15 protein-coding genes and 2 tRNA genes are annotated in these 16,567 nt (G+C 72.9%); 9 read left to right on the forward strand and 8 right to left on the reverse strand.

Annotation, left to right across the window (positions count from 1 at the left end; all coding sequences use genetic code 11):
- Positions 1–15: 15 nt before the first annotated feature.
- From ACIRF9_RS18415 to ACIRF9_RS18425, 3 genes are read right to left on the reverse strand one after another with little or no spacing between them, the layout of a single operon-like run.
- On the reverse strand, positions 16–1,218 hold the full coding sequence (locus ACIRF9_RS18415) for a thiolase family protein (RefSeq protein WP_403822740.1): 1,203 nt from the start codon (positions 1,216–1,218) through the stop codon (positions 16–18).
- A complete protein-coding gene (locus ACIRF9_RS18420) occupies positions 1,218–1,862 on the reverse strand; it encodes a CoA transferase subunit B (protein ID WP_403822743.1) in 645 nt (214 codons plus the stop codon). The genes ACIRF9_RS18415 and ACIRF9_RS18420 overlap by 1 nt, the downstream gene beginning before the upstream one ends.
- Positions 1,862–2,617: a CoA transferase subunit A gene (locus ACIRF9_RS18425; RefSeq protein WP_403822746.1), complete on the reverse strand. Its 756-nt coding sequence runs from the start codon at positions 2,615–2,617 to the stop codon at positions 1,862–1,864. The genes ACIRF9_RS18420 and ACIRF9_RS18425 overlap by 1 nt, the downstream gene beginning before the upstream one ends.
- Before the next feature lie 179 nt (positions 2,618–2,796).
- Between ACIRF9_RS18425 and ACIRF9_RS18430 the strand changes: the two genes are divergently transcribed.
- A complete protein-coding gene (locus ACIRF9_RS18430) occupies positions 2,797–3,261 on the forward strand; it encodes a MarR family winged helix-turn-helix transcriptional regulator (protein WP_403822748.1) in 465 nt (154 codons plus the stop codon).
- Positions 3,262–3,281: 20 nt separating this feature from the next.
- On the opposite strand, the gene ACIRF9_RS18435 is transcribed toward ACIRF9_RS18430, so the two are convergent.
- Positions 3,282–4,304 carry a DUF3048 domain-containing protein gene (locus ACIRF9_RS18435; protein WP_403822751.1) on the reverse strand — a complete coding sequence of 341 codons (1,023 nt, stop codon included), beginning with the start codon at positions 4,302–4,304 and terminating at the stop codon, positions 3,282–3,284.
- A 188-nt stretch (positions 4,305–4,492) separates the two neighbouring features.
- On the opposite strand from ACIRF9_RS18435, the gene ACIRF9_RS18440 reads away from it, so the two are divergent.
- Entirely contained in the window at positions 4,493–5,683 is a 1,191-nt protein-coding gene (locus tag ACIRF9_RS18440) for a zinc-dependent alcohol dehydrogenase (protein ID WP_403822754.1), read from the forward strand.
- Position 5,684: 1 nt separating this feature from the next.
- Here ACIRF9_RS18440 and ACIRF9_RS18445 read toward each other — a convergent pair whose 3' ends face one another.
- Positions 5,685–6,764, reverse strand: coding sequence for an ATP-dependent DNA ligase (locus ACIRF9_RS18445; protein WP_403822757.1), 1,080 nt, complete (start codon positions 6,762–6,764; stop codon positions 5,685–5,687).
- 74 nt (positions 6,765–6,838) lie between these two features.
- On the opposite strand from ACIRF9_RS18445, the gene ligD reads away from it, so the two are divergent.
- On the forward strand, positions 6,839–7,900 hold the full coding sequence (gene ligD / locus ACIRF9_RS18450) for a non-homologous end-joining DNA ligase (protein WP_403822760.1): 1,062 nt from the start codon (positions 6,839–6,841) through the stop codon (positions 7,898–7,900).
- Positions 7,901–8,019: 119 nt separating this feature from the next.
- Positions 8,020–9,048, forward strand: a complete 1,029-nt coding sequence (locus ACIRF9_RS18455; RefSeq protein WP_403822763.1) for a LacI family DNA-binding transcriptional regulator — start codon at positions 8,020–8,022, stop codon at positions 9,046–9,048.
- A gap of 54 nt (positions 9,049–9,102) precedes the next feature.
- On the opposite strand, the gene ACIRF9_RS18460 is transcribed toward ACIRF9_RS18455, so the two are convergent.
- Positions 9,103–9,894, reverse strand: a complete 792-nt coding sequence (locus tag ACIRF9_RS18460) for a VOC family protein (RefSeq protein WP_403822766.1) — start codon at positions 9,892–9,894, stop codon at positions 9,103–9,105.
- A gap of 262 nt (positions 9,895–10,156) precedes the next feature.
- Between ACIRF9_RS18460 and ACIRF9_RS18465 the strand changes: the two genes are divergently transcribed.
- The 5 genes from ACIRF9_RS18465 to ACIRF9_RS18485 all read left to right on the forward strand — a co-directional run bounded on the left by ACIRF9_RS18465 (position 10,157) and on the right by ACIRF9_RS18485 (position 13,297).
- A complete protein-coding gene (locus tag ACIRF9_RS18465) occupies positions 10,157–10,402 on the forward strand; it encodes a WhiB family transcriptional regulator (RefSeq protein ID WP_403822769.1) in 246 nt (81 codons plus the stop codon).
- An 80-nt stretch (positions 10,403–10,482) separates the two neighbouring features.
- Positions 10,483–10,554: transfer RNA gene (locus ACIRF9_RS18470), tRNA-Gly, on the forward strand.
- Positions 10,555–10,563: 9 nt separating this feature from the next.
- Positions 10,564–10,635 (forward strand) — tRNA-Asp (locus tag ACIRF9_RS18475).
- Between the two features lie 29 nt (positions 10,636–10,664).
- On the forward strand, positions 10,665–12,020 hold the full coding sequence (locus tag ACIRF9_RS18480) for an SDR family NAD(P)-dependent oxidoreductase (protein ID WP_403822771.1): 1,356 nt from the start codon (positions 10,665–10,667) through the stop codon (positions 12,018–12,020).
- Positions 12,017–13,297, forward strand: a complete 1,281-nt coding sequence (locus ACIRF9_RS18485; RefSeq protein WP_403822774.1) for a ribonuclease inhibitor — start codon at positions 12,017–12,019, stop codon at positions 13,295–13,297. The genes ACIRF9_RS18480 and ACIRF9_RS18485 overlap by 4 nt, the downstream gene beginning before the upstream one ends.
- A gap of 18 nt (positions 13,298–13,315) precedes the next feature.
- Here ACIRF9_RS18485 and ACIRF9_RS18490 read toward each other — a convergent pair whose 3' ends face one another.
- Both ACIRF9_RS18490 and ACIRF9_RS18495 read right to left on the reverse strand, forming a co-directional pair.
- Entirely contained in the window at positions 13,316–15,112 is a 1,797-nt protein-coding gene (locus ACIRF9_RS18490) for an AAA family ATPase (RefSeq protein WP_403822777.1), read from the reverse strand.
- On the reverse strand, positions 15,113–16,552 hold the full coding sequence (locus tag ACIRF9_RS18495; RefSeq protein WP_403822780.1) for a hypothetical protein: 1,440 nt from the start codon (positions 16,550–16,552) through the stop codon (positions 15,113–15,115).
- Positions 16,553–16,567 lie beyond the last annotated feature (15 nt).

The following is a 16,567-nucleotide window of genomic DNA, read 5'->3' on the forward strand; positions in this document are numbered from 1 at the left end:
GCGATTCCTGGAGGCCTAACGTTCGAGGACGAGGGCGAGGCCTTGGCCCACGCCGATGCAGAGGGTGGCGACGCCGACGCCGCTGCCCTTGCGGGCGAGCTGGTGGGCGACGGTGCCGGCGAGACGGGCGCCGGAGGCGCCGAGCGGGTGACCGAGGGCGATGGCCCCGCCCTGCGGGTTGAGGACCGCCGGGTCGAACTCGGGCCACTCGGCGACACAGCCCAGCACCTGGGCGGCGAACGCCTCGTTCAGCTCGAGCACCGAGAGGTCGTCGAACCCCTTGCCCGCCTTGGCGAGCGCCCGGTTGACCGCCTCGACGGGGGCGAGCCCGAAGTAGTGCGGGTCGATCGCCGAGACCCCGGTGGCGGACACCCGGGCCAGCGGCTCACGGCCGGTGGCGGCGAGGCCCTCCTCGTCGACGAGCAACAGCGCGGCGGCACCGTCGTTGAGCGGCGAGGCGTTGCCCGCGGTGACGGTTCCCTCGGAGGTGCGGAAGGACGGCTTCAGCTTGGCCATCGCCGCGAGCGAGGCATCCGGCCGTACGCATTCGTCGGCGCCGTACACCACCGGCTCGCCCTTGCGCCGCGGGATCGGCACCGGCGCGAGCTCGGCGTCGAACAGCCCCTCCGCCTGGGCCTTCGCGGCCTTCCGGTGGGAGGCGAGGGCGAACTCGTCCTGCTGCTCCCGGCCGATCTTGTGCTTGTCGGCGATCAGCTCCGCCGACTCGCCCAGCGGGATGGTCCACTGCGGGTCCATCTTCGGGTTGACCATCCGCCAGCCCAGCGTGGTCGAGTACAGCTCGGCATGCCCGGCGGGGAACGGCCGGTCCGACTTCGGCAGCACGTACGGCGCCCGGGTCATCGACTCCACACCGCCGGCCACGGCGACGGAGGCGTCGCCGACCGCGATGGCGCGGGCCGCCTGGATCACGGCCTCGAGGCCGGAGGCGCACAGCCGGTTGACGGTGACGCCCGGCACGGAGGTGGGCAGGCCCGCCAGGAGCGCGGCCATCCGGCCGACGTTGCGGTTCTCCTCGCCCGCGCCGTTGGCGTTGCCGAAGTACACGTCCTCGACCCGGGCCGGGTCGAGGTCCGGCGTACGGGCGAGGAGCTCGCGCACGGCGTGCGCGGCGAGGTCGTCGGGGCGCACGCCCGCCAGGCCGCCGTTGTAGCGGCCGATCGGGGTGCGCACGGCGTCGACCACGTACACGGTCTTCATCACTCGACCTCCTCACCGATACGGAGCGTGGCGGCGGTCCTCGTCACGACGTCCTCGACACTCACCCCGGGGGCGGTCTCCACCAGCACCAGCCCCTCCTCGGTGACGTCGAGGACACCGAGGTCGGTGATGATCCGGTCGACACACGCCTTCCCGGTGAGCGGCAGCGCGCACTCCTCGAGGATCTTCGGCGAGCCGTCCTTCGCGGTGTGGGTCATGACGACGATGACCTTACGAGCCCCGTGGACGAGGTCCATGGCGCCGCCGATCCCCGTGACCAGCTTTCCCGGAATGGCCCAGTTGGCCAGGTCGCCGCCCTCGGACACCTGCATCGCGCCGAGCACGGCCACGTCGATGTGCCCGCCCCGGATCATGCCGAAGGACAGGGCCGAGTCGAAGAAGGAGGCGCCGGGCAGGACGGTCACGGTCTCCTTGCCGGCGTTGATCAGGTCGGGGTCGACCCGGTCCTCGGTCGGGTAGGGGCCGGTGCCGAGGATGCCGTTCTCGCTCTCCAGCACCACCTCGACGCCCTCGGGGAGGTAGTTGGGGATGAGGGTCGGCAGTCCGATGCCGAGGTTGACGTACTGGCCGTCCTGAAGTTCGCGCGCGGCGCGGGCGGCCATCTCCTCGCGTGTCCAGGCCATCAGTTGCTCACCGTCCGCTGCTCGATCTTCTTGTCGGCCGCCTGCTCCGGGGTCAGCGCGATCACCCGCTGCACGAAGATCCCCGGCAGGTGCACCGCGTCCGGGTCGATCTCGCCGGGCTCAACCAGTTCCTCGACCTCGGCGATCGTCACCCGTCCCGCCATCGCCGCGAGGGGGTTGAAGTTGCGGGAGGACTTGTTGAAGACCAGGTTGCCGTGCCGGTCGCCCTTGGCCGCCCTGACCAGCGCGAAGTCGGTGCGGATGCCGCGCTCCAGCACATACTCCGTGCCGTCGAAATCGCGCACCTCCTTCGGCGGCGACGCCAGCGCGACGCCGCCCTCACCGTCGTAGCGCCACGGCAGTCCGCCCTCGGCGACCTGGGTGCCCACTCCGGCGGGGGTGTAGAAGGCGGGGATGCCGGCGCCGCCGGCCCGCAGCCGTTCGGCGAGGGTGCCCTGCGGGATCAGCTCGACCTCGAGCTCCCCGGCCAGGTACTGGCGGGCGAACTCCTTGTTCGCGCCGATGTAGGAACCGGTCACCCGGGAGATCCGCCCGGCGGCGAGCAGGACCGCGAGGCCCGACTCCATCGCCCCGCAGTTGTTGGAGACGACCGACAGGCCGGTGACCCCCCGCTCGTACAGGGCCTGGATGAGGACGTTCGGCACGCCGCTCAGTCCGAAGCCACCCACCGCCAGCGACGCGCCGTCCGGCACGTCGGCCACCGCCTCCAGGGCCGTGGCGACCACCTTGTCCATCCGTTGAGCCCCATCTCTGCGAATTAATCAGCGCACTGAGTATTTCAGCGAGGTGTCCCACGCTGCCACCGGAGGGTGAAGGCGTCAAGAGCTGGGACGACGAGGTGGCGCTCACGGAGACAGGCGCGGGGATGGCGAGTATTGTTCAGTGCACCGACTAATTCGGACGGGGAGTGCACATGGCCGCGCTGGACCTCACCACCCACCCCGGGCACCTCGCCCGGCGGCTGCAGCAGGCGCACTACCTGCTCTGGAACACGATGGTCTCGGAGGAGATCACCTCGCCGCAGTTCGCGGTCCTGAACACGCTCGTCGCCGAGCCGGGGCTGGACCAGCGCACGGTGGGGGAGCGGGTCGGCCTCGACCGGTCGACCATCGCCGAGGTCGTCAGCCGGCTCGGCCGCCGCGGGCTGCTCGACAAGGTCCGCGACCCCCAGGACGGCCGCCGCTCCCTGCTGCGCCTCACGGACGACGGCCTGCGCACCCACCGCAAACTGACCGTCCGCACGGCCCGAATGAACCAGGTCTTCCTCGCCCCGCTCTCCGCCGCGGAACAGGCACAGTTCTTCGACCTCATCCGCAGGGTCTCGGACGCGGCGGAAGACCTGCGCAACCCCACGGAACCGCTCGTACCCCAAGGCTGACCCCCTGGGCCGTGTCCGACCTAGGGGGCCTCCGGCGGCGCCTTCGCGAAGACGATCCACACCTGGCCCTCGGCGAAGTCGACCGGGTTGCCGTCGTCGGTGGTGAAGTCCGTGCCGTCCCGCACCGTCGGCCGCTTCCAGCGCACGTCGTAGACCCGCCCGTCGCGCAGCACCTCGGCCGTCCCCGAACCCACAGTCTCGGTGTACGGCGTGTTGTTGCCGAGGACGTCGTGGAAGCCCGACTCGCGCACCTTCACGTACTGCACGACCACCGTGGCCGGAGCCACCCGCTGTCCGTCGGCCGTCACCGTCGGCGTGCCGTCCGTGGAGACCAGCCAGCGGGCCCGGTCCGCCGACCAGGTGAAGGTGAAGCGCGCCGCCGGATAGCGGACGGTGTGCGAGGCCTGCGCCCGGCCGCCGGAGGGCGCGGGGCCGTAGTGGAAGCCGGTGGTGAGCGCGGCCGCGCCCGGCGCCGAGGTCAGCAGCCGGTCCGGGCGGAGGTAGAGGTTGTGCGGGGCGGCCCGGTCCGCGCCGCGGTAGTAGGCGCCGGACGCGTCGCCCGGTGTCACGGCGTCCAGCGGAGCCCGGTCGATCAGCGGCAGCAGTTTGCTCTGCGCCCCGGAGAAGGCCAGCACCGGCCGACGGAACTGGCCCAGCAGCTCCAGATCGGACTCCCGGGCACTGCGCACCGGCCCCACGGACCGCGGCAGCCTGCTCGCGTACACCGCCATCAGCCGGCTCAGCCCGCCCTCGACCTGCTCGACGTACACCAGGTCTGCGGCGTCCACACCGGTCTGGGGGCGGGCCGCGTCCGCGTTGTCGATCTTCACGGCGAGGACCGCGCCGAGGGCTGTCGCGGGCGGGCTGACACCGTTCGGTCTTCCCGACGTGCTGCGTCCGTCGTCGGGGCTGGGGGAGCGGGTCGTCGTACAGCCTGCGGCAAGGGCGAGGGCGGCGGCGAGTGCCGCGGCGACCGCCGGTGCCCTGGTCGTCCTGGCCCCGGCCGCCGTCGTGGAGCGTCTCGCGCGTCGTGTACCCACCATCGCCACCCCGTTCCGTGTCTCGATTGTGCGCTCGTCTGTTCGGTCACGCCTCTGCGTGACCGGGATCGCGCCGGTGCGAGCGGGCCGTGTGACGGAGGCGGCGCCCCGGGTACCCGGAGGGGCACAGTCAGGACCGGGACCCCCGGACCCGCCGGGACGGACCGGACCGGCGGAGGGAGTGCGGCACCATGAAGGCAGTGACCTGGCAGGGGAAGCGGGACGTCCGGGTGGAGACCGTGCCCGACCCGGGGATCCAGGAACCCACGGACGTCGTCATCCGCATCACGTCCACCGGGCTGTGCGGCTCCGATTTGCACCTGTACGAGGTGCTCACCCCGTTCATGACCCCGGGCGACATCCTCGGCCACGAGCCGATGGGCATCGTCGAGGAGGTCGGCGCCGGGGTGCCCGACCTCATGGCCGGCGACCGGGTCGTGGTGCCGTTCCAGATCGCCTGCGGCAACTGCTGGATGTGCCTGAACTCCCTGCCCACGCAGTGCGAGACCACCCAGGTCACCGGCGAGGGCATGGGCGCCGCCCTGTTCGGCTACACCCGCCTGTACGGCGCGGTGCCGGGCGCCCAGGCCGAGTATCTACGCGTCCCGCAGGCCCAGTTCGGCCCGATCAAGGTCCCTCCGGGCCCGCCCGACGACCGGTTCGTCTATCTCTCCGACGTCCTGCCCACCGCCTGGCAGGCCGTCGCCTACGCCGACGTCCCCGAGGGCGGCAGCGTCGCGGTCCTCGGCCTCGGCCCCATCGGTGACATGGCCTGCCGCATCGCCCAGGTGCGCGGCGCCGGCCGGGTGTTCGGCGTCGACCTGGTCGGCGAGCGGCTGCGGCGGGCCCGGGCGCGGGGCGTGGAGACGTACGATCTGCGCGCCTTCGACAGCGAGAAGGAACTGGTGGCCGCCATCCGCGACCAGACCGACGGGCGCGGACCCGACGCCGTGATCGACGCCGTCGGCACCGAGGCTCACGGCAGCGCGGCCGCCCGCCTGGTGCAGAACGCCGCCGCGCTGCTGCCGCGCACCCTGGGCGGCCCCCTCGCGGAACGCTTCAGCGTCGACCGGCTCGCCGCCCTGCACACCGCCATCGAGCTGGTGCGGCGCGGCGGCACCCTCTCCCTGGTCGGCGTCTACGGCGGCACGGCAGACCCGCTGCCCATGATCACCCTGTTCGACAAGCAGCTCCAGATCCGCATGGGCCAGGCCAACGTCCGCCGCTGGAGCGACGACATCCTGCCGTACCTCACCGACGAGGACCCCCTCGGCGTCGACGACTTCGCCACCCACCGCCTGTCACTGGCGGAGGCGCCGCACGCGTACGAGATGTTCCAGCGCAAGCAGGACGGCGCGGTGAAGATCCTGATGACGCCGTGAGTCACGGGGTCACCGGGGGCGTCCCGAGGATCTCCGCGAGGTCGTAGCGGACCGGCTCCTCCAACTGCGCGTACGTGCAGCTGGCCGGGGTGCGGTCCGGGCGCCAGCGGCGGAAGCGGGCCGTGTGCCGGAAGCGGGCCCCGTTCTCCATGTGGTCGTACGCCACCTCGGCCACCCGCTCGGGCCGCACCGGCACCCACGACAGGTCCTTCTTGCCCAACCAGCGGCTCGGCGCCCCCGGCAGCCGGGCCGTCTCGTGCGCCGCCTCCTCGGTCCAGGCCGCCCACGGATGCCCGGTCGCGTCCGCCATCCGCAGCGGCTCCAGCTCCTCGACCAGCTCGGCCCGGCGCTTCATGGGGAAGGCCGCCGACACCCCGACGTGCTGCAGGGCCCCGCGCTCGTCGTACAGGCCCAGCAGCAGGGAGCCGACCACGGGACCGCTCTTGTGGAAGCGGTAGCCGGCGACCACCACGTCCGCGGTGCGCTCGTGCTTGACCTTGAACATGGCCCGTTCGTCCTGCAGATAGCGCAGGGCGAGCGGCTTGGCGATCACACCGTCCAGGCCGGCGCCCTCGTACCGCTCGAACCACTGCCGGGCCACCTCGGCGTCGGTCGTCGCCGGCGCCAGGTGCACGGGCGGGGTCACTCCCCCCAGCGCCCTGGTCAGCAGCTCCCGCCGGCCGGTCAGCGGCACGTCGAGGAGCGAGGTGTCCGCCAGCGCCAGCAGATCGAACGCCACGAACGACGCCGGGGTCCGCTCGGCCAGCGTGCGCACCCTCGACTCCGCCGGGTGGATGCGCTCGGTGAGCGCGTCGAAGTCCAGCCGCCCCTCCCGGGCGATCACGATCTCCCCGTCCAGCACGCACCGCTCGGGCACCCGCTCCTTCAGCGCCTCCACCAGCTCGGGAAAGTACCTGGTCAGCGGCTTCCCGGTACGGCTGCCCAGCTCGACCTCGTCCCCGTCACGAAACACGATCGCCCGGAACCCGTCCCACTTCGCCTCGTACTGCATACCGGGCGGAATCGCCGCCACCGACTTGGCGAGCATCGGCTTCACGGGTGGCATCACCGGCAGATCCATGCTCCGATTCTGCGCCCCACCCGTGCGGATCGCCCGGTATGCGCGCCATGGGCGTTACGCCTACCGTGGCTCGCATGGGTGACGCGGTGGAACTGGAGGCGGGCGGTCGGACCGTACGGCTGTCCAGCCCGGACAAGGTCTTCTTTCCGGAGCGCGGCTTCACCAAGCTGGACCTCGCCCGCTACTACCAGGCGGTCGCCCCCGGCATCCTGCGCGCCCTGCGCAACCGCCCCACCACCCTGGAGCGCTATCCCGACGGCGTGACCGGCGAGTCCTTCTTCCAGAAGCGGGCCCCGAAGAACATGCCCGACTGGATCCCGACCGCCCACATCACCTTCCCCAGCGGCCGCAGCGCCGACGAGATGTGCCCCACCGAGGAGGCGGCGGTGCTGTGGGCCGCCCAGTACGGCACACTCACCTTCCACCCCTGGCCCGTCCGCCGCGACGACGTCGACCGCCCCGACGAACTGCGCATCGACCTCGACCCGCAGCCGGGCACCGACTACGACGACGCCGTCCGCGCTGCCCACGAACTGCGCGCCGTCCTCGACGAGTTCGGCGGCCTGCGCGGCTGGCCCAAGACCTCCGGCGGCCGCGGCCTGCACGTCTTCGTGCCGATCGAGCCCCGCTGGACCTTCACCCAGGTCCGGCGCGCCGCCATCGCAGTCGGCCGGGAGATGGAACGGCGCATGCCGGACCGGGTGACGATCAAGTGGTGGAAGGAGGAGCGCGGCGAGCGCATCTTCGTCGACTACAACCAGACCGCCCGCGACCGCACCATCGCCTCCGCCTACTCCGTACGCCCCCGCCCGCACGCGCCCGTCTCGGCGCCGCTGCGCTGGGAGGAGGTCGGCGAGGCCCACCCGCGCGACTTCGACATCGCGACCATGCCGGCCCGCTACGCCGAACTCGGCGACGTCCACGCCGACATGGACGACCACGCCTTCTCCCTGGAAGCCCTCCTGGACCTCGCCCGCCGCGACGAACACGACCACGGCCTGGGCGACCTCCCGTACCCCCCGGAGTACCCGAAGATGCCGGGCGAACCGAAACGGGTCCAACCGAGCAGGGCCCGCGACGAGAACAACCCGCCGCCGCCCCGCTCCCGGCGCGAGGGCGACCCGTCGGCACCCTGAGCCACGCGCCCCACTGACACTCGGTCACCGACGGCGTCGGGCGACGCGACGAGAGCGCTCTCACCGCCGCTCGTTCCCGGAGCTATCCTGAGCCGCACCCGGCGAGGAGGAGCCCCGACGTGACCGAGACCGCGCAGCGTCCCACCCTGGAGGCCGTGGCCGCGCGGGCCGGGGTGTCCAGGGCCACCGTGTCGAGGGTCGTCAATGGTGGGGACGGGGTCCGGGAGCCGCTGGTGGAGCGGGTGCGGCGGGCCGTGGAGGAGCTCGGGTACGTGCCCAACCAGGCCGCGCGGAGTCTGGTGACGAAGCGGCACGGTGCCGTGGCCGTCGTCATCGCGGAACCGGAGACCCGGGTCTTCGCCGACCCCTTCTTCGCGCTCCAGCTCCGCGGCATCAGCAAGGAGCTGACGGCACAGGACAACCAACTGGTGCTGCTGCTCACCGAGGGCCGCGACGACCACACGCGCGTCGCCCGCTATCTCGCCGGCGGGCATGTCGACGGCGCGCTGGTCTTCTCCCTGCACCTGGACGACCCCCTCCCCGGCCTCATCCAGGGCGCCGGCGTCCCCACCGTGTTCGGCGGCCGCCCCGGCTGGAGCGACGGCAGCAGTGGGGTGGTGTACGTGGACAGCGACAACCGAGGCGGCGCCCGCGAGGCCGTACGGCATCTCGTCGGCCTCGGCCGCACCCGCGTCGCGCACATCACCGGCGCCCTCGACCAGACCTCCGCCGCGGACCGGCTCGACGGCTACCGGGACGTCGTGGGCGAGGCGGCGGACCCGCGGCTCGTCGTGGAGAGCGACTTCACGCCCGGCGGCGGAGAGCGCGCGATGCGCGAACTCCTCGACCGCTGCCCCGACCTCGACGCCGTGTTCGCCGCCAACGACCTCGCGGCCTCCGGCGCGCTGCGCGTCCTGCGCGAACACGGGCGGCGGGTGCCCGAGGACGTGGCCGTGGTCGGCTTCGACGACATGCTGCCGGTCGCCGAGGGCACCGACCCGCCGCTGACGACGGTCCGTCAGGACATCGAGGAGATGGGCCGGATCATGGCTCGCCTCCTGCTGCGCCGCCTCGACCCGCGTGGCACGGACGAGGCCCCGGCCGGGGTGGTCCTGCCGACCACCCTGGTGCGGCGCGCCTCGGCCTAGGGGGTGTTCGAAAGTCCCGTGCGGGCATGCCTCACACGTCGTCCGGGGTCGCCCTCAGGTCTGCTGCGGTGCGCTCCTGATCACCGCGAAGCGGGCCCCGTACGGGTCGGCGAGCCTGGCCATGCGGCCGACGCCCTCGACGTCCGTCGCGGGCATCCGGACCGTGCCGCCCCGCCGCTCGGCCTCGGCGACGACCGTGTCCACGTCCGTGACCTCGAAGTACGGCAGCCAGTACGCGCCCGACCCCGCCTCCACCGGATCGTCGGCCAGCGGGACGACCCCGCCGAACATGGCGTCCTCGCCCGCGCCGGAGGGGTTGACGCACGTGTAGACGCCGCCGGGGAAGGACACCGCGGAGGTCTCCAGGCCCAGTGTCGTGTAGTAGAAGGCGGCCGCCGCGGCGATGTCCGGCGTGTACAGCTCCACCCAGCAGAGAGAGCCGGGCTCGCCCGCCACGTCCACGCCCTTCGTCAGACCCGGCTGCCAGAGGCCGAACGGCACCCCGGCCGGGTCGGCGACGATCGCCATGGTGCCCTGCCCCATCACGTCCATGGGTGCGAAGAGCACGCGGCCGTGGGCCTGTTCGGCGGCCTTGGTGGTGGCGTCCGCGTCCGCCGTACGGAAGTACACCGTCCAGGACGGCGGGCCCTGCTCGGGTGGGTTCTGCATGCCGCCCGCGACGGTCCTCCCGTCCAGCTGGAGGAAGCCGTAGCCACCGGCCTCGGGCCCCGCCGACCGGAAACTCCAGCCGAAGAGGGCGCCGTAGAAGGAGGTGGCGCCGTCGATGTCCGGCGTACCGAGGTCGATCCAGTTGGGAGCACCGTCGACGAAACGGGTGGTGAGCATGATCGCCCTCCTCACAAGGGTCCCCTTGCCTGCACTGCCGAGTCTTGCACCGCCCACTGACAATCGCTGCCGGAGTGCGGCCCCGGCGCGGCGGCCCCCCTTCCGGTTACCTGCGGTTACTTTTCGGAGTCCCTGTGTTTCCGCGCGCCGCCGTGCGCGACGGCCCGGCCCCGGTCATCATCGAGGCGGCCGGACGGCCCTGCCGTGCCGCGTATATCTGGCGTTGATCGAACGTTTTTCGCCGCGCGCCACGATCCTGGCCATGCATACCGACACGATCCCCACACCCGACCTCGGCTGGCAGCGCGAGGCGCTGTGCGCGCAGACCGGGGCGGACTTCTTCTTCCCCGAGCCCGGCAGTTCGGTGCGGGAGGCCAAGCGCATCTGCGGCATGTGCGAGATGCGCGTGGCCTGTCTCGACTACGCCCTGGCCAACGACGAGCGCTTCGGCGTCTGGGGCGGCCTGTCCGAGAAGGAGCGCCTCCAGATCAGGCGCACGTCCCGCTGAGCCGTCACCACGCCACTGAAGGCGGCCCGAAAATCCGAGCGACCGCATCGCGGGGGTGCGGTTAGGATCCGGGAGCGCCTCCGGACGTAGCGCAGAGGCAGTCGCGCCGGCTTGCCCAGCCGGATACGCCGGTTCGAATCCGGTCGTCCGGGCGCGACGGGGGTCCCGTAGAGCAGAGGCAGACTCGCCACCCTGTCAAGGTGGATACGCCGGTTCGAATCCGGTCGGGACCGCGGTACGGCGAGCGCGGGGGCGGGGACGGATGGGCGAGGAGAGCACGGCGGCGGCGGTCACCTCGCCGGTCACCGAGGCGGAGATGGCCGCCTTCCACCAGGTCGTGGGCAAGCTGCGCGCCCTGCCCGTCGACGATCTCGTACGGCTGCGGGCCGAGCAGGTCGCCGCGTCCTTCGCGCGCGACGGACGGCTCAGGCGGCGCAAGGCCCGGGGCGCAGAGGTGTCGGCCGCCGACGCCGCGGCGATGGCCGCCACCGTGACCGGCGCCGTGGACCGGCGCGAGGACGCACCCCTGGCGGGCTCCGGCACCGGAGGCGTCTTCCAGCGGCCGCGCACCTGCTACGTCTGCAAGTCGCCGTATCGACACATCGACACCTTCTACCACCGGCTCTGCCCCGCGTGCGCCGCCGACAACACCGCGCGCCGCGCCCTGAGCACCGATCTCGGCGGGCGCCGGGTCCTGCTGACCGGCGGACGCGTGAAGATCGGCTTCCAGCTGGCGCTGATGATGCTGCGGGACGGCGCGGAGGTCCTGGTCACCTCCCGCTTCCCGCACGACACCGTGCGCCGCTTCCACGCCGAACCGGGCAGCGGGACGTGGCGGGACCGGCTCACCGTCCTCGCCGTCGACCTGCGCGACCCGCGCCAGGTGCTGGGCCTGTGCGAGGAACTGCGCGCCGAGGGCGAGCCCCTCGACATCCTCGTCAACAACGCGGCCCAGACGGTGCGCCGTCCGCCGCAGTCGTACGCCCTGCTGGCGGCCGACGAGTACGACGCGCTGCCCGAAGGAGCGCGGCAGGCACCGGGGTTCGCGCCGATGCGGATGCTCGAGGGCGGTGCCGCCTCCCTGCCGGCGGCCCTGCGCGAGGCCGACGAGGCCGGACTGCTGCCCGACCCCTCCCCGGAGAACTCCTGGTCGGCGACGCTCGGCGCGCTCGACCCGGCCGAGGTCCTGGAGACCCAGCTCGTCAACGCCCTCGCCCCCGCCCTGCTGTGCGACCGGCTGCTGCCGCTGCTGCTCGCCTCCCCGCACCCGCGCCGCTACGTCGTCAACGTGACCGCCGTCGAGGGCCGGTTCGCCGTGCGCAACAAGATGCCGGGCCATCCGCACACCAACATGGCCAAGGCGGCCCTCAACATGCTCACCCGCACCAGCGCCGCCGAACTCGCGGGACAGGGCGTCCACATGTGCGCCGTCGACACCGGCTGGATCACCGACGAGAACCCGGCACCGAAGAAGGCCCGTATGGCGGGCGCCGGCTTCCGCACCCCGCTCGACGTCGTGGACGGCGCGGCGCGGGTGTACGACCCGATCGTGCGCGGCGAGGCCGGCGACCCGGTGTCGGGCGTGTTCCTGAAGGACTACCGGGAGGCGGAGTGGTGAGCGAGGAGAACCCGGCGACCGTGCCCGGGCCGACGACCGTGCCCGGGCCGACGGCCGGGCCCGGGCCGACGACCGCTCCCGGGCCGGCGACCGGGCGGGCCGGCTTCGCCGGAGTGCCGTACGTCGTTCCCCGCCCCGTCGCCGATCTCGCCCCGCTGCTCGACTGGCTGCGCGCCGGCCGGCCGGCGGGGGAGCGGTTGGACTTCGCGGCCGGGACGGCGCTGCCGGACGGCCGCCTGGACCTGTGCAAACAGGGGCTGGGCGCGGAGGGCGCCGCGCTGATCGCCGAGGCCCTGGCCGACGGCCCGTCACCGGTACGCCATCTGCTGCTGGGCACCGACGCCCTCGGCGACGACGGAGCCGCCGCCGTGGCCGCCACGGACGCGCCGGTCGAGACGCTCTACCTCGGCTGCAACGGCATCACCGCCGGCGGCGCCTGCCGGATCGCCGACCAGCTGCGCGCCTCGCCGCAGGTCGTCACCGGCGTGTGGCTCAAGCGCAATCCACTGGGCGGCGCAGGAGGCCGGGCGGCGGCCGAACTCATCGACTCCGCCCGGACGTTGCGCACCCTCGACCTCGTCCAGACCGGCCTCGACGCGGCGGGCCTCGCCGTCCTGGCCGACGCGTTGCGGGCCGCCGCCGGCAACGGACGCCGTATCGAGCGGCTCTTCGTCGGCGGCAACCCGCTGGGCGAACCGGGCGCCGAGGCACTCGCCGCGGTGATCGCCGCCGGCGCGATCGACGAACTCTACGTGTCCGCCGCCCGGTTGGGCGACGCCGGCGCCCTCCGCCTCGCCGACGCGCTGGCCCGGGCGCCCTACGGGCGGCTCACCCGGCTGTCGGTCGCCAGCAACGGCATCGGACCGCGGGCCGCCGCCGAACTGGTGTGCGCGGCCACCGCGGCCGGGGTCACCCTGCTGGACCTCGGCCGGGTCCGGGCCGCCGCCGTGCTCGGCGCGGCGGACAACCGGCTCGACCTCGCGGCCGCCGACACCATCGGACGGACGCTGGCCGCCGGCGAACACCGCCTCGCCCATCTGTTCCTGCGCCACACCGGCCTGCGCAGCCGCGAGGCCCACCGCCTCCTCGACCACGCTCCCCGGGCCACCACGCCCACCCGCTTCGTCCTCGGCCAGTCCATCGCGACCAGCGTCAAACGCCGCCTGACGGCCCTCAGCGCCCAGGTCCCGCCCCCGACCGTGTCCCCCGACGTCGCCGCCGTCCGCAGCGTGCACCGCACGGCACCGGCCCCACCGACGTCGTCGGAAGAGGACTGATGTCACCTCCCCCTGGCCTCACCGTCCTCCCTGCCCCGTGAACACCTCCATCCAGAACCGCTGTTGCTTCTCCGACGCCCCCACCAGGTATGTGGCCCGCAGCTTCGGCGGCAGATGGACGACCAGCCGGGCCACCACCGCGCGGTGCCTGCGCAACTGGGACAACTCCGCGTTGGCGAGGATCTGGTGGACGACGTCACTGTCGTTGCCGCCCTCGTCCGACCGCGCGGCCGCACGGCGCAGCCGGGCCTCCCAGGCGTCCGCGTCCCGGGCCAGTTCGCGCAGGCCGGTGACCTGACGGCCCTGGAGCCGGTCGATCAGGGCCGTCAGCGGCACGGGCGCGTACTCGCCGTCGCCGAGGTAGACCGTCGCCATCTCCAGCGGCAGCCCCCGCCGGTGCAGCTTGATCAGCCGCTCCAGGGTGCGCTTGGTGATCCAGGCGCGGCCCTCCTCGTCGATGTCGTGCTTCCACCACTCCAGGACCGTCTCGGCGTCCGCCCCGTACCGCTCCAGCAGCCACTCGTTGGCCGGGATGTCCTCCGGCGCCACCTCCAGGGAAGCCGTGAACCGGGTCGCCTGCGCGATGTTGTTCCGGGACACCAGCAGCTTGCGGCCCAGGTGGTACGGCGGGTTCTGCACGGCTATCTGGGCCCGCAGGTTCTCGATCCGCCGCCCGGCCAGCGACCACTCCTGGGTGATCTCCATCAGCTTCGCGAACGCGGCTCTGTCCTTGGGCCGGTTGTACTCGTCCCACACGATCGCCTTGGGCTCGGGCCCGGTGAACCGCACGGCGAGCAAATTGTCCAGGGTGCCGTCCGGCGACGGCACCGGCGCGCACAGGTCCTCCACGTTCGTCACCGGCAGCGAGAAGTACAGCGCGTCCCGGCCCAGCCCCTCCCGGACCGTCTCCCGCACCAGCTCCGTCTTCCCGCACCCGGGCGGGCCCTGCAGCAGCACCGTCCAGCGGTTGCGCAGTGCCGCCCGCACCACCTGCCGTACCGGGTCGGGGATCGTGGCCGGGTTGGGCACGCCCAGCGCCCGCGCGAGCCGGTCCAGGATCTCGGCCGTGCGGTTCTGCCCGGGCCGGCCGTCCGGTCCCGGCTCGGCGAGCCGCAGCCGCTCCCCGTCGACCAGGGGCAGGCCCCAGCGCAGCGGGAAGCCCTCGCGCGCGTTGGCGAGGACGTGGTCGAGGGTGCGCGGGGACAGCAGTTCACGCAGGGCGGGGGAGAGCGACGCCCACAGCGCGAACACCGGACGCAGGTCCCAGGGGCGGTACGTGGCCGCGAGGTGGCGCCGCCACGACGTGTCGTTCGCCGTGATCCGCAGCGTGACCATCCGGTCCAGCAGCGCGAGGTCGCCGCGCCGTGCCGAGGTCTCCGCGAGCGACTCGTTGTCCGTGAGGAAGACCCCGACACAGCCCAGGGCCCGCAGGTCGTGCTCGCCCAGCGTCCAGTTGCAGGCGATCTGCATCAGCTGCGACTGGATGGTGTCGCCCGCCTGCAGCGAGTCGTCGATGAGCAGCACGAACGGCCGGCCCGGTTTCAGCTGGCTCATCACCAGCTGACGCAGCACCAGTTCACCGGAGTGCGGGTCGCGCACCGGCGCGTTGACGAGCAGGTCGTCCGGCGTCAGGTTGGCCGCCGGCACGTACACCAGGGTGGTGTCCGGACGGGTGCGCGTGATGTGGGAGAAGAACGTCGCCGTCTTGCCGATGCCGTGTTCGCCGAAGATCTGGCCCGTCTGCCCCAGGTCGATCATCGCGTCGATGAAGGACTCGAGGCGTGAGGTGGTCGACTGCTGTGCTTCCGTGGTCATCTACCGCGATCCTGTGGTCACGCGATGGCAGGCCATCGCAGGGGTGTGCGTCTCGGGCCACTCACTGCCGCGCTCGGTGATCAGCCAAATCCATTTGTCCGGCTCGGCGGGCGTGATCGGCGGCGCGTACCCGTCGGTCAGGACGAGGACCGCGTCCGGGTTCTCGTCGAAACGGCGGCCGTTCACCTCCGTACGCCCCTCCACGTAGTCCGCCACCGCCTCGAAGCTGGTGCCGCCACCGCCGTAGACCTTCCCCCAGACGTCGTCCGGGGGCACCCCCATCTCGCTTCGCTCGCCCGGCTTGAAGGGCATCACCACGCCGTCGAAGGACAGCCAGTGCGCCTCCACCCCGTCGATCCGTCCGACCAGGTCGGTGAGCCAGCCGATCACATGGTCCGGCATCGACCCCGACGTGTCGTACGCGATCACCAGGACCTTCTCGCGGACGGGGCCGCGCCGCGCCAGCATCGGGTCCTGGCCGAGCGCCGCGAGCAGCGCGCCCCGCTTCTTGGGGTACACCAGCCGCTCGCCGTCCCGGAGTTTCGAAGCGAGCACGTCGACGAGCCAGCGCTGCCACCAGTGGACCGTACGCGTGCGCGTGGTCCCGCCGCGCAGCGCACCCGCCCCCAGGGTGCCCCAGAGCCGGGCGGCCCGCGCCGAGTCGCCCTCGGTGCGGCCCATCAGCTCGAGCAGTTCCCCCTCCGCCCCGGCGTGCCCGCGCCGGGCCGCCAGCAGGGAGTTCAGCAGCGCCGAGGACGTCACCGCGTCGACGGTCTCCTGGTCGGCGGGGACCCCGCCCAGCAGGTGCACGCAGAGCCGCCGCTCGACGACGGGCGGGTGGTGCATCCGCTTCAGCTCGCCGTACACCCGCATGTCCGTCTCGGCGAACGTCTCGTACGCCACCGGCTCCAGCCCATGGGCCGTCAGGTCCTCGACGTAGGCGTCGTACACCTGCCTCGGGTCGATGCCCGTGGGACGGCCGTCCAGCAGCGGCAGCCCCGCCCGCTCGAGCCGGACCAGGGCGACATGGTTGACGGCCACCTCGGCGGCCAGCTCGAACACCGGGTCCTCGCGCAGCTCCGGCTCGGCCAGCAGGTGCCGGTGTACCAGATGCCGCGCCTCGTGGAAGAGGACGAACTTCACGCCGTCCAGGCCCAGTCGGACGAAGAAGTCCGGGTTGTACAGCAGCAGGCAGGTGCCGTCGCCGGAGGCGACCACGGCCGCCGTGTCCACAACCGTCGTCGGGATCTGGTGGTGGCACTTCGCGTACAGCCAGGACGCCACCGCCGACTCCGTCAGCCCGAAGTCCAGCAGCGCGGCCTCCTTCAGCCGCCGGGCCTCCTCGACGACCTCCGGATCGGCCGGCCGGTACGCCTCCAGCGCCCTGCGGTCGGCCAGGTCCACCACCGGCGCACGCCGCCCCTGCTCCCCGTACCCCATGCTCACGCCCCCCGT

The organism is Streptomyces sp. NPDC096132 (genome assembly GCF_044763345.1).
Taxonomy (GTDB): domain Bacteria; phylum Actinomycetota; class Actinomycetes; order Streptomycetales; family Streptomycetaceae; genus Streptomyces.